Annotated in this window: 10 protein-coding genes; 8 read left to right on the top strand and 2 right to left on the bottom strand. The window is 65.7% G+C overall.

Annotated features, from left to right (window positions below; translation table 11 throughout):
- Positions 1-123 precede the first annotated feature (123 nt).
- Genes C1A15_RS00060 through C1A15_RS00040 form a run of 5 tightly spaced genes read left to right on the top strand, consistent with a single transcriptional unit; the run spans position 124 to position 4,466 of the window.
- Positions 124-867: an ABC transporter ATP-binding protein gene (locus C1A15_RS00060; RefSeq protein ID WP_101720682.1), complete on the top strand. Its 744-nt coding sequence runs from the start codon at positions 124-126 to the stop codon at positions 865-867.
- 15 nt (positions 868-882) lie between these two features.
- Positions 883-2,469, top strand: coding sequence for a hypothetical protein (locus tag C1A15_RS00055; RefSeq protein WP_101720681.1), 1,587 nt, complete (start codon positions 883-885; stop codon positions 2,467-2,469).
- 33 nt (positions 2,470-2,502) lie between these two features.
- Positions 2,503-2,838, top strand: a complete 336-nt coding sequence (locus C1A15_RS00050; RefSeq protein WP_101720680.1) for a DUF1648 domain-containing protein — start codon at positions 2,503-2,505, stop codon at positions 2,836-2,838.
- 15 nt (positions 2,839-2,853) lie between these two features.
- Positions 2,854-3,351, top strand: a complete 498-nt coding sequence (locus C1A15_RS00045; RefSeq protein ID WP_101720679.1) for a GntR family transcriptional regulator — start codon at positions 2,854-2,856, stop codon at positions 3,349-3,351.
- Entirely contained in the window at positions 3,351-4,466 is a 1,116-nt protein-coding gene (locus C1A15_RS00040) for a DUF1648 domain-containing protein (RefSeq protein WP_101720678.1), read from the top strand. Before C1A15_RS00045 ends, C1A15_RS00040 begins: the two co-directional genes overlap by 1 nt.
- 15 nt (positions 4,467-4,481) lie before the next feature.
- Here the strand turns inward: C1A15_RS00040 and C1A15_RS00035 are convergent, their stop codons facing one another.
- Complete coding sequence (locus tag C1A15_RS00035; protein ID WP_101720677.1) at positions 4,482-6,482, bottom strand: cation:proton antiporter; 2,001 nt, start codon at positions 6,480-6,482, stop codon at positions 4,482-4,484.
- Between the two features lie 108 nt (positions 6,483-6,590).
- Here C1A15_RS00035 and C1A15_RS00030 point away from each other — a divergent pair, with 108 nt between their 5' ends.
- Positions 6,591-7,526 carry a LysR family transcriptional regulator gene (locus C1A15_RS00030; RefSeq protein ID WP_101720676.1) on the top strand — a complete coding sequence of 312 codons (936 nt, stop codon included), beginning with the start codon at positions 6,591-6,593 and terminating at the stop codon, positions 7,524-7,526.
- 71 nt (positions 7,527-7,597) lie between these two features.
- Here C1A15_RS00030 and C1A15_RS00025 read toward each other — a convergent pair whose 3' ends face one another.
- Positions 7,598-9,421, bottom strand: coding sequence for an FAD-dependent oxidoreductase (locus tag C1A15_RS00025; RefSeq protein WP_101720675.1), 1,824 nt, complete (start codon positions 9,419-9,421; stop codon positions 7,598-7,600).
- A 232-nt stretch (positions 9,422-9,653) separates the two neighbouring features.
- On the opposite strand from C1A15_RS00025, the gene C1A15_RS00020 reads away from it, so the two are divergent.
- The gene (locus C1A15_RS00020; protein WP_101720674.1) at positions 9,654-10,523 is read left to right on the top strand and encodes a hypothetical protein; all 870 of its coding nucleotides are present in this window, start codon (positions 9,654-9,656) and stop codon (positions 10,521-10,523) included.
- Between the two features lie 100 nt (positions 10,524-10,623).
- On the top strand, positions 10,624-12,444 hold the full coding sequence (locus C1A15_RS00015; RefSeq protein WP_101720673.1) for an ABC-F family ATP-binding cassette domain-containing protein: 1,821 nt from the start codon (positions 10,624-10,626) through the stop codon (positions 12,442-12,444).
- Positions 12,445-12,474 lie beyond the last annotated feature (30 nt).

Raw genomic sequence — 12,474 nt, 5'->3', positions numbered from 1 at the left:
AACGCCTCTTGCATCTTTGTTCCATCTGTTATAGCATAAATATAACAAACAACCGCGGACGGGTCAACAAGTACCGAAGGTTCAACATCCGCGAACGGCTCGAAGACAGCGAAAGGATCTGCTATGAACGTGCAAGGGAAGAAGGCCGCTCCGGTGCTCTCGGTCAACCACGTGGTCAAGGCGTTCGGCGCAAAGCGCGCCGTCGACAACGTGACGCTCGATGTCATGCCGGGTGATATCTTCGGATTCATCGGCCACAACGGCGCCGGCAAAACCACGCTCATCCGCGCCATCGTAGGCGTGACGGGCTTCGACGAGGGCGACATCCGCATCGCGGGCCAGTCGGTGAAGAGCGACGCGCTCGCGTGCAAGCGCGTGACGGCCTACGTGCCCGACAACCCCGACATCTACGAGTTCCTCACGGGCATCCAGTACCTCACCTACATCTCGGACATCTTCGAGGTGCCCGTCGACGTGCGCGAGCGCCGCATCCGCGAGCATGCGGACCGGCTGAACCTCACCGCTGCGCTGGGCGATCTGGTGTCCTCGTACTCCCACGGCATGCGTCAGAAGCTCGTGCTCATCGGCGCGCTCGTGCACGAGCCGACGCTGCTCGTGCTGGACGAGCCGTTCGTCGGCCTCGATCCCGAGGCGTCCTTCCACGTGAAGGAGATGCTGCGAGAGCTGGCCGATCGCGGGTCGGCCGTGTTCTTCTCAAGCCATGTGCTGGAAGTGGTGGAGAAGCTGTGCAACAAAGTAGCCATCATCAAGCAGGGCACGTTGCGCGCGTGCGGCCCGACAGCCGAGGTCGTTGGCGACGAGAGCTTGGAAGACGTGTTCCTGGACATGATCGATCAGAACGCGTAAAGGAAGGGACTCGGAATGAAATCCTTCGTGCTTCTGCTGAAAATCCAATTGCTGGGATTGTTCGGCATCAACAAGACGCTGCACGCCGATCCGGCGAAGGCGAAGCGCACGCTGGCCGTCGCGGCGCTGGTCGTGATCGCCGTGGTGCTGTTCGCCGCCATGTACTCGTCGGGCGTGGCGCAGGCGCTCGTTCAGATGGGACTGCCCGAGGCCATCCCGCTCGTCGCGGTGCTCGTCGGCGCCGTCGCCGGCGCGGTGGCGGCGTTCCTCAAAACGAACGGCGTGCTGTTCGGCTTCAAGGACTACGACCTCGTGATGTCGCTGCCGGTGCCCATCTCGTCGGTGGTGCTTTCGCGCATCGCGTCGCTGTACGCCATGAGTCTCCTGTTCGGCCTGTTGGCGATGGTGCCGGCGTTCGCCGTGTACGCAGCGAACGCGGGCGTGACCGCGGTGGGCGTCGTTTGCATGGCGCTGTCCGTGGTGTTGGCCCCGCTGCTGCCGCTTGCGGCGGCCATCGTCCTGGCCGTGCTCATCGCGGCGGTGTCGGCGCGCTTCAAGCATGCGAACATCGTGGTGATCGTGCTCACCCTGGCGGCCACGCTGGCGGCCGTGTTCGGCTCGCTGGCGCTCTCGTCGCAGGCCGACGACATGGAGGCCATGACCGCATTGGGCACTCAGCTGACGACTCAGCTGGCATCGGCGTTCCCGCCCGCCATGTGGGCTGCTGCGGGCATCGTCGAGGGCGATCTCGTGCCGTTCCTCGCCTTTGCCGTCGTGAACCTCGTGGCGGCAGGCGTGGTGCTTGCGCTCGTCGTGCGTCTGTTCGTGCCGGTGAATACGCTGCTCATGTCGTCGCGCCCCCGTGGAACCTTCTCGTTCGACGATAAGGGCGCCAGCGCGAAATCGAGCACGCCGCTGCGTGCCCTCATAATCAAGGAGGCCCGGCTGTTGGTGGCCACGCCCATCTACCTGATGAACGCCTGCATCGGCTACGTGCTCGTGTTCGTGGCGGCCGTCGCCGTCGCGGTGGGCACGGCGACGGGCATGATGTCGCTCGACCTGCTGCCTCCCGAGCTTGCGCCTCTTTTGGGCGCGATTGCTCCCTGGGGGCTCGCATTCTTCTGCAGCATCTCGTCCACGACGGCCGCATCGGTGTCGCTCGAAGGCTCGGCACGTTGGCTCATGCTGACCGCGCCGGTTCCCGCTTCTACGGTGCTCGGCGCGAAGGCGGCTGTCAACCTGCTTGTCGGCGTGCCGTTTCTCGTGCTGTCCGCCCTGCTCATCGCCGTGTCGTTGCCGCTCGACGCGCTGTCGATCGTGGCGTTGTTCGCGGTGCCGCTGGCGGCATGCCTGCTGGCGACGTTTCTGGGGCTCGCGCTGGACGCACGTCGTCCGCGCTATGACTGGACCACCGTGTACGAGCCGGTCAAGCGCGGCATGCCCGTGTTCGTCGTGGTGTTCGCTGGCATGGGGTTCGCCTTTGCCGGCATGGCGGCTGCGCCGTTGTTGGGCGCGCCAGCGTCGTTGCTGGTGGCTCTCGCCGCAGGCGCGGGCTCGCTTGCGCTGTATCGCGCCACGGTGAAGCGCGGGCTTTCGGCGTAAGGATCGTCGGCTTGACGAGGGAAAGGATGTATCATGGGAGACTACAGTGAGAAAACGACGCGGCGCGCCGGCAAGGTGCTGGAGGGTCGTGCGGGGCTGGTGGTGGCCGTGGTGCTTGGCCTGGCGACGCTGGTGCTGGCGGCGTTGCAGTGGCTCTTGCTGCCTGATCAGGTGGTGACGCATTTCGGCGTCACAGGCGAGGTCAACGGCTGGTCGCCGAAATGGTTTCCGGTGCTGCTGTCGACGGGGCTCGGGCTGGTCGGCTCGGTGTGGCTGGGCGGCTCGCGCGAGAAGACGGGGCTGCTGCTGGCCGTCATCGGCGTGGCGGTGGGCGTCATCGACCTCGTCGTGAACGTGCTCGTGTTCTAAACGAAGGAGGTCTGCATGGTCATCCGCATAGATCAGAAGTCGGAAGAGCCGCTGTACCTGCAATTGCGCGGTCAGATCATCGCGGCCATCGCGCGCGGCGAGCTGGAGCCCGGCGCGGCGCTGCCCTCCGTGCGCGCCCTGGCCAGCGACCTGGGGATCAACCTGCACACGGTGAACAAGGCGTACGCCGTGCTGCGCGACGAGGGGTACGTGCTCATGCGCGGTCGCTCGGGAGCGTACATCGCCGACCCGTGCGAGGACGACCGGGCCGATCGTGCGCAGATCGAGCTGGCGAAGATGGAGGACGGCCTGTTCGAGCTTGCGCTGGCGCATCGCGCGCGGGGCGGCAGCTGGGGCGAGTTTTTGGAGTGCGCGCAACGCCAGGCTGCGCGCGCCTACGGGGCGGGCGCGCGCTCGGATGCGACGGACGCCGGCGCGTCCGACGATGCACGCGCGTCCGGCGCCGACCGCACGGTGTCGTGCGAGCCGGTGCTCGGGGGAGGTGCGTGGTAGTGGAGGGATTCGATCTGACGGCCATCATGCTGGTCACGTCGTTGCTCGTGCCGATTATCGGCGCGTTCATGGCCGCGACCCCCTATCTCATGCGGCGCGGCGAGGTGTTCGCGGTCACCGTTCCCACGTCCGAGCGGAACGACCCGTACGTCAAAGCGCTCAAGCGCCGCTACGCGGTCATCGTCGGCGCGGCTACGGCTGCGTTCACCCTGGCGGGGTTCGCCTGCGCGGCTGCGGGCAACGTGGACGGCGTGATGGGCGTGCTGATCGTCGGGTCGCTCGCGCTGACCGCAGGCGGTTACGGGCTCATGCTGGCGTACCGGGCGAAGATGACCGCGTACAAGAACGAGCACGGCTGGGAGGCCGATGCGCAGGAGTCCGTCGCGGTGGTGGGCGAGCAGCCCGTGCCGCACGCTGTCTCGGTGAAGTGGAACCTGCTGTACCTGCCCGTCATGCTAATCACATTCGCGGTGGGCGCGATCGGCTACGCGCACATGCCCGACCAGATTCCCATGCACATGGACTTCGACGGCACGGTGAACCGCTACGCCGAGAAGACCCCGATCATCCTGTGGATGCCCGTGCTCATCCAAGGCTTCATGGGCCTATGCTTCGCATTCTCCCACTGGACCATCGCCCATTCGAAGAAGTGGGCCGAGCCTGGCGCGCCAGCCACATCGGCGCTCGCATACGGCCTGTTCGCCCGCGCGCAGAGCATCTATCTCGTGGTGGGCGGTCTCGTGATAGCGGTGGCGATGATCGCCATGCCGCTGTCGTTCATGAACCTGATCAACTTGGGGCAGGCGGGCGTGCTCGTGATGATCGCCGCGCTCGTGCTGTGCATCGGCGGCATGGCGGTGAGCGTCGTGTACGGCCAGGCCGGTTCGCGCGTGTTCAAGCGCATGCAGACGTCCGACCGACTGCTCGTGGACGACGATCGGTACTGGAAGTTCGGCGTGTTCTACTTCAACCCCGACGACGCCAGCCTGTTCCTGCCCGAGCGGTTCGGCGTGGGCTGGACGCTCAACTTCGCGCGTCCGGCCGTGTGGGCCATCGTCATCGGCGGCATCGTGCTGACCGCAGCGTTCGTCGTGGCGGTGATGGTGCTGTTCTAGGGAGCGTCTTCCTCGCTACACGTTGTCTTCGAGGTCGATCTGCATGAGCGCCACGTTCTCGCGCAGCCGCTTGTACGAGGCGCGGGGCAGCGTTCCGTCCTCGTAGCTCGACTGGATGGCTTCCAGCTCCAACCGCAGGCCTTGGAGCTGGAGCTCCACGGCCTTGTCCGCCGTGGTGGTGAGCGCGGTGATGGAAGGATTTGCTGCGTGCGTGGTCTGCACGAGGCGTTGGTATTCCAGCAGCAGCGCGCTTACGTGCTCGGTCGGTTCGTCCGATGTGGACGAGGCCAGCTCGGCCTGCAGTTTCTCGATGACATGCTCGTTGCTGCGGAGACGGAGGTCGCGCTCGGCCTGCGCGCGCTCGGCGAGATCGTCGCCGGGCAGCGCTTCGACGAGACGGTGCCATCCCGCATGCGCCAGCGTGCGCACGCGCAGGTAGGCTATCTGCAGCGACACGCGGTCGGCGTGGTGCTTGAGCAGGTTCTCGGTGCGCGAGAGACGCTTTACGTAACGATACCCCACCAGCTGGTCGATCTCCTCGCGTTCCAGCAGGTCGAGCACGAAGCCGCGCTCCCAACGGTTCGCGCGGAGGCGCAGCGGCGTGATCGAGTCGCCCGACAGGTCGGTCTTGTCCTTCAGGCGGGCGATGCGCTCGTTGTAAGCGTGGATGACCGTTTGCGTGGCTGCGCGATTTTCGTCGGTTTGACGGGCGGCCAGCTCCTCGATGACCGACCGGAGGATCTCGATGGTGGCCTGCTCCTCGTCGAAGCGATCTTCGTCGACGGATTCCTTCTTCGGAGCGATAAGCGGCACCGCGAACGTTGCCAGCAGCATGGTGACCACGATGACGCCGCACGCCAGGAACAGCAGCAGCTCGCGTTGGGGAATGGCGAAGGGGATAGTGAACGCGACGGCCAGCGTGATGGTTCCTTTCGGCCCGGCGAGCGTCATGATAGCGGTGGAGCGAAGCTCGTCCATCGTCATGCGTCCGGTGCGCTGCCGGTGGATGCGTTCCATGGCCAGCACCCATGCGAACCTGACGGCCAGCATCAGCAGCGTGATTCCCAATATGTAGCCGATGAGGACGTCGTTGTCGATGGTAACGTTCGCCCACGTGCGTTGCATGGCTCGCGGCAGCTGCGTGCCGAGGAGCACGAACACGATGCCGTTGAGCGCGAACGACAGCACGCGCCACACGCTGGTCGAAACGATGTTCATGCGCGAGACGGCGGGCCCGACGGTCCGCGGCGACACGACGTTGAGAAGGCCGGCGGCCACGACGGCGATGATGCCGCTCGTGCCCAGACCGTTGGCTACGAGGTAGACGATGAACGGAACGAACACCTCGAACAGCACGTGGAACGTGGAGTTCTCAAGCCCCCATGAGCGCACGCGGCGCACGATGAAATTGCCCAGGTAGCCCAGTCCTACACCCACGAGCATGCCGCCCACGAAGGCGAAGAAGAAGTTCGCGGTGGCGCCGACGAGCGAGAACGTGCTGGTGACCGCAGCGGCGATGGCGAATTGGAACGACACGATGCCCGAGGCGTCGTTGATGATGGACTCGCTTTCGAGGATGTTGCGGGAGCGCGCGGGGATCTTCACCTGCTTGGACAGCGAGGCCACCGACACGGCATCGGTGGGTCCGAGCGCGGCGCCCAATGCGAACGCGGCGGCCAGCGAGACGGACGGGATCAGCCAGTTCACGGCGAAGCCGACGATGAGCGCCGAGGCGATGACCAGGCCGACGGCCAGCGACAGCACCGGTCGCTTGTTCTCCCAAAGCGCTTTCTTGTCGATGTGCTTGGCCTCGTCGTACAAGAGCGGTGCTATAAACAGCACCAAGAACAGGTTCGGGTCGAAGTCGATGTTGATCTGGGTGCCCATCACCAAGGCAATGACCAGGCCCAAGCCAATCTGTATGAGCGGTGACGACACTTTGGGAACCAGCTGGTCGATCACGGATGACAGCAGCACGGCGGCAAGCATCAGCAAAGAGAGCTCAAGAAGTTCCACGAAGGTGCCTCCTTCGAAAGCAGGTCGGGGGCGTGCCTCTATTGTAACGTAACGGCGGCTCGACGATTCGTGTATAGTGGAGGTCGGTGGTAGAGGGGAGGAATACCATTGGACACTGCATACCTGCACGAATACGTGACGTTCTCGCACTCGCTCAACTACGCGCAAGCCGCTTCCGAGCTGTTCGTGTCGCAGCCGGCGCTGCGCGCTCACATCCATGCGCTCGAAGAAGAGGTAGGCGCCCCGCTCACGGTGAAGCGCCAGGGCGCTCTCGAGCTCTCGCCTACGGGCAAGCTGTTCCTGAAGAAGGCGCGCGCCATCGTGAAGCTCACGGAGGAGAGCGTCGAGGAGTGCCGGGCGTTCTCGGCCGCCTCGTCGTCGCTCGTCGTGGGCACCCTCGATTACCCGCCGTTCGAAGAGGTGCTGTTGCGCGCGCTCGCCGTGTTTCGGCGAGAGTCCCCCGAGCGGCACGTCGAGATACTGTTCGCTTCGGGAACGTATGCGAACGTGGAATCGGTGGTCGGCGGCAAGGTCGACGTTTCGATATTCGCGCACGTCAGACCGCGCTGCGACGCTGCTCCCGGGCCGATCGACGTTGACGAGCGCATCGCCTCGTTTTTCCTGGCCACCGGCGAATGCTGCTTTTGGATGAACCGCTCGTGCCCCCTGTTCGACAAAGAGCGCATCGTCGCCAGCGATTTGGAGGGGTACACGCTGCTGCTGGGCAACTCCAGCAATCTGCTGTCCGCTGGCAGAACGGTTGCCGACTACTTCTCCGCCGCGGGGGTGCGCATAGAGCCGGACAACCAGCCTTGCGGCAACTACCTCGATCTGTACCTTTCAGGCGTGGGCGAAACGTTCGGCATCGCGCTGGCAGGGTCGCGCTCGGGCTTGCGGACGAGTCCTGACATCAGGATATTCTCGGTCGAGGACTTCGCCATCCCATGCGACTTGCATGTGTTGTACGACGAGCGACGCCTCGACTCGTGCGGCCGCGAATTTTTGGGCGAGCTGCGCGCGCTTGCCGCGGAAGGCGTCGGCTGACGCATCCTGCGCGAAGATCCGCGCCGCCGGAGGAGGGGTCGGCGGCGCGGCTTTCGAGCGGGGCGCGGGCGTTAGGCCTGGGCTTCGATGATGGCGCCGGCAGCCATGTAGCCGCCGACGAACGAGAGGCCCACGTCGCCGTACAGGCCGTTGAACGGCTTGCCGGCGATGTTGTTCTCGCCGTTCGATCCGCCGGCGGTGTGCCATCCGGCGTACAGCCCTTCGATGACGGCACCTTCCGTGTCGATGACCTGCATCTTCGGGTTGATGCGCAGGCCGCACTTCGTGGCGAACAGGTTGCCGCCGATCTTCGCGCCGTAGAACGGCGGGTCGCCGATGGGGATGAGCCACTCGGGATCGTACTTGTACGTGGGAACGCTGTCTTCGCCGGCCGCGCACGCCTTGTTCCAGTCTTCGACGGCTTTCACGAGCACGCCCTCGCGCAACCCGAGCTCCTGCTCCAGCTCTTCGATGGTGTCGCATTCCTTGACGGCGCCCGCGTCCACCATGATCTGGAACGCATTGCGCCAGTCGCGCTGCCATTCGGGAACGCGGTCGATGAGCGGGTCGTCGTCGGGGATGACCTTGCCTACGCGGCACACGGACTGCTTGAAGAAGTTGTCGCCGACGAGCTGCTCGAACTTCGAGTCGAAGCACACGTACGTGCGCCCGCCCGGCTGGCTCATCTCCACGGCGCCTTGGTCGGTGAGCGCGGTTACCAGGGTGTTGGGATCGGTGTTGAGGAACGGGTAGGACGAGCCGGCCGTGCTGAGGAACGGCACGCGCTGCCCCGTGCGGTTGATGAGCAGCCACGGTTGGCGCACCGCCTGGTTGCCGTCCTTGTTGACGTGTGCGTTCATGGTCGTGGCGAACTCGTCGTAGGGCTCCCACTCCACGCTGCCGTCGAAGCAGGCCACCGAGTCGTAACCCGACAGGTCGGCGCCCGCGCCGAGGCCCATGCGGATGCACGCGCCATCGTTGTAGGGAGGCGTGGCCACGTTGACGATGCCGCGTAGGCAGGTGGGCGTGTACTTGGCCAGCATCGCGCGGTTCATCTCGAAGCCGCCGGCGGTGAGCAGCACGGCTTTTTTGCCGTGGAAGAACTTCTCTCCGTCGGGCGTCTTGGCCTTGATGCCCACCACGGTGCCGTCGTCCATCACGAGCGCGAGGGCTTCGGTGCTCGTACGGATGTCCACGCCGTGGGCTTTAGCCGTTTCGGTCATGATCTCGAAGGGGTAGTGGTTGATCTCGATGGAGTTCTTCGCGGTGATCTGGCCGTCCCAGTACAGGCTCTTCATGCCAGACGGGCCTTTGCTCGACGGGGCCCAGGGCACGTCCATCGCGTCGGCCATCCAGTCGATGCACTGCGGCCCTTCCACGGCCATGGCGTACAGCAGCTCGGGATCGACGGTCATCTGCTGCAGGTCGTTGATGTAGGTGACCACGGCGTTCGGGTCGTACGGGTAGGTGGGATAGGCCCACTCGACCTCGTTCGCCATGCGGTGGCCGCCGAGGTTCACGAACATGCCGCCGTACGACGTGGTGCCGCCCGTCTTCTCGTTCTTCTCCAGCATGATGACGCTCATGCCCGCGTCGGCGAGGCGCACCGAGCCGGTCATGCCGCCGCCGCCCGACCCCACGACGATGACGTCGGCTTCGACATCCCACGACGCAGGCGCCTCGACGGGTTCGATGGGAGCCGCGGCCGCCTCGAACGCGGCTTTCGCTTTGTCGCTCGCATTGCTTTCCGCGGCGGGCGCCGTCGGCGAGCACGCTGCGAGCGCCCCGCCCGCCGCCGTGGCGACGGTTGCCGTGGCGGCCGCCTTGAAGAAGCCGCGTCTGCTGAGGTGGTGCTGGTGTCGGTCGTTTTGGGTGGATGCGTGCGCTTTGTCCATGGTTCCTCCTTGATCGAGCGGTGCCCCCTCCCTGGGGATGGTTTCATCATATAAGTGCGTTCAACAGGTAAAATGCAGAGAACTCCTCCCTTGCGGCCGAACTTGCGCGCCCGATGATCGAAAAACGGCGTCCTCCGCGGTTTTTCCTCCTTCGCGTCGGGGCTTCGGCCTTTCCCCGCCGTTTGGTATCATGGAGCGAACGGGGCGGAGGTCGTGTTGCAGGGGAGGGCCTATGGAGACGCCGGGATGGGAACTGGGGGAGACGTGCGGGCGATGGGCGCGGGCGCTCGTCGGCTTATACGTCGGCGCGGCGTGCTGCGTCGGGCTGATGACGGGATGCTCGAGCTCGGGGCCGTTCGTCGCCGACGAGGATCAGGTGGCGGACTGGGCGCCCGATCCTTCGAACTACGACTTCCACGTGCAGCTCGACACCTCGTGGGAGCGCGGCGATTCTCTGGCGTACGCAAGCGGCGAGCCCATTGCGGTGCCGAACGACGAATCCGGCATCATGTTCGCGGGCATCGAGGACGGCATCGCTCGCTTCCGCGCGAACCTCACGTGCGAAGGCGGCGACCAGTGGGAGCTGTATTTCGCGTGGGGAGACGTTCCCGACGTGGGATTTTCGGATCCGGGCGTGCCGTTCGACGGTGCGTCGTCAGCTGAGCAGACGACGTTCGGCCAGCCGTATTTCCCTGCGAGCACCATGACGGTGTTCCGGCGCCTCGTGTCCGACGACCTCGGGCCAGGGCCGGTGCTGCTCGATCTGCTGGCGCGAGTGCCCGACGAGGCGCTCGAGGGGGACGTGGCGCAGCAGGCCGCGGCGGCTGCGCAGCGCTTCGAACAGACGGCGCTCACGGTGGACGGGACGTTCAAGGGCGGCGGCATGACCTCGACTTCGTATCGCCTCGTGCCCGCCGAGGGCTTTGAAGATGAGCTGCGCGCGCAGGTTGCCGGCGAGGCGACGGGTGCGCCGCTGTTCATGATGCAGCGCTTGGCGTACGACGACATTCCCGACGTCGCGTGGCCGAACTGCTGGAACGCGCTCATGCAAGAGCTCGTGCACGAGCAGGCCGAAGCGCGCTACGCGGAGCCTTCGGCGTAGGTTCCGCGCGCCGGGCGCGGCCTTCTCGTGGAGCGGAGGCCCGCTTCGGCACCATGCGCTATAATCGGCCTCCTGAGACTATACGAAGAAGGATGGCTTCATGGCGTTTCTGCTTGGGTGCGAGAAGGTGCGGGTCGAATTTCCCACGAAAGAGGTGTTCTCCGAGGTGTCGCTGGGCGTGGACGAGGGCGACCGCGTGGGCATCGTCGGGCGCAACGGCGACGGCAAGTCGACGTTGCTGAACCTGTTGGCGGGCACGCTCGAACCCGACGAAGGCCGCGTGCTGAGGAACGGCGCCGTGCGCGTGGGCGTGCTGGGGCAGGTCGACACGCTCGACCCCGAGGCGACCGTGGAGCGGGCCGTGGTGGGCGACCTTCCCGAGTACGTGTGGGCCAGCGACGCGCGCATCCGCGACATCATCGCCGGGCTGGCCGGCGACATACCCTGGGATGCGCAGGTGGGGACGCTGTCGGGCGGTCAGCGCCGCCGGGTCGACCTCGTGCGGCTGCTCATCGGCGACTGGGACGTGCTGGCGCTCGACGAGCCGACGAACCACCTGGACGTGCGCGCCATCACCTGGTTGGCGAACCATCTGAAAACCCGCTGGAAGAAGGGCGCGGGCGCGCTGCTCGTGGTTACGCACGATCGCTGGTTCCTCGACGAGGTATGCCTGCGCATGTGGGAGGTGCACGACCAGCGCGTGGAGCCGTTCGAAGGCGGCTTCTCGGCCTACATCATGCAACGCGTGGAGCGCGACCGCCTTATGGCGTTGGCCGAGCAGAAGCGCCAGAACGAGCTGCGCCGCGAGCTGGCCTGGCTTTCGCGCGGTGCGCGGGCGCGCGCGACGAAGCCGAAGTTCCACGTGGCCGCCGCCCAGGAGCTCATCGCCGACGTGCCTCCCTTGCGCGACGAGCTGGAGCTCAAGCGCATGGCCATAGCGCGCCTCGGCAAGCAGGTGGTGGATCTCGAGCACGTGACCGTGCGCTTCGGCGAGAAGACCGTCCTCGACGACGTGGACTGGATCATCGGCCCGGGCGATCGCTACGGCATCGTCGGTGAGAACGGCACCGGCAAGACCACGTTGCTGCGCGTGATCCAGGGCTTGCAGCAGTTGAATGCGGGCGAGGTGAAAATCGGCAAGACCGTGCGCTTCGCCGTGTTGTCGCAGCATTTGGACGACCTGTCCGAGCTGGGCGACGACCGCGTGCGCCAGGTCATCGGCCGCTACAGCCGCCGCACGATGCTCGATGGCAAGGAGATGACGCCTGCGCAGCTCCTGGAGAAGCTGGGATTCAAGCGCGCCGACCTCAACGAGCCGGTGAAAGATCTGTCGGGCGGGCAGAAGCGCCGCCTGGCCCTCATGCTCATCCTGCTGGACGAGCCGAACGTGCTCATCCTCGACGAGCCCGGCAACGATCTGGATACCGACATGCTGGCCGTGGTTGAGGACCTGCTGGACGCCTGGCCGGGAACGTTGCTGCTGGTCACCCACGACCGCTACCTCATGGAGCGCGTCACCGACCATCAGTTCGCGCTCATCGGGGGAAAGCTGCGCCACCTGCCCGGCGGCGTGGAGGAGTATTTGGCGATTTCCGCCGCATCCGCAGTGTCGTCGCAGCCTCCAAGCCAGCGTTCTGCGCGCGCCGCTGACGCGCGTTTGTCTGGGACTGAAGCGTCGCCCGAAAGCTCCCGCCTCTCCGGCGGCGAGCAGCGAACCCTCCGCAAGCTCATGCAATCCAACGAGCGCAAGGTGGAAACCCTCAACGGCAAGGTCGAGGACGTCCGCGCGCAGATGGCCGCCGCCGATCCCACCGATTTCGCCGCCCTCGGCGACTTCCAAGCCCAAATCGGCGACCTCCAGCAGCAGATCGACGCCCTCGAAGAAGAATGGATGGAAGCCGCCGAAAAACTGGGGGAGTAGCTTTCGCTGTCGTGGGCGCAAAACGGCACC

The organism is Eggerthella timonensis (assembly GCF_900184265.1).
Lineage (GTDB): Bacteria > Actinomycetota > Coriobacteriia > Coriobacteriales > Eggerthellaceae > Eggerthella > Eggerthella timonensis.
This window is presented reverse-complemented; position numbering and strand designations above follow the sequence as displayed.

Excerpts from the sequence above, each read along its gene's own strand:
- C1A15_RS00015 (WP_101720673.1), top strand. The coding sequence starts at position 10,624 with ATGGCGTTTCTGCTTGGGTGCGAGAAGGTGCGGGTCGAATTTCCCACG.
- C1A15_RS00045 (WP_101720679.1), top strand. The coding sequence starts at position 2,854 with ATGGTCATCCGCATAGATCAGAAGTCGGAAGAGCCGCTGTACCTGCAA.
- C1A15_RS00055 (WP_101720681.1), top strand. The coding sequence starts at position 883 with ATGAAATCCTTCGTGCTTCTGCTGAAAATCCAATTGCTGGGATTGTTC.
- C1A15_RS00025 (WP_101720675.1), bottom strand. The coding sequence starts at position 9,421 with ATGGACAAAGCGCACGCATCCACCCAAAACGACCGACACCAGCACCAC.
- C1A15_RS00060 (WP_101720682.1), top strand. The coding sequence starts at position 124 with ATGAACGTGCAAGGGAAGAAGGCCGCTCCGGTGCTCTCGGTCAACCAC.
- C1A15_RS00050 (WP_101720680.1), top strand. The coding sequence starts at position 2,503 with ATGGGAGACTACAGTGAGAAAACGACGCGGCGCGCCGGCAAGGTGCTG.
- C1A15_RS00020 (WP_101720674.1), top strand. The coding sequence starts at position 9,654 with ATGGAGACGCCGGGATGGGAACTGGGGGAGACGTGCGGGCGATGGGCG.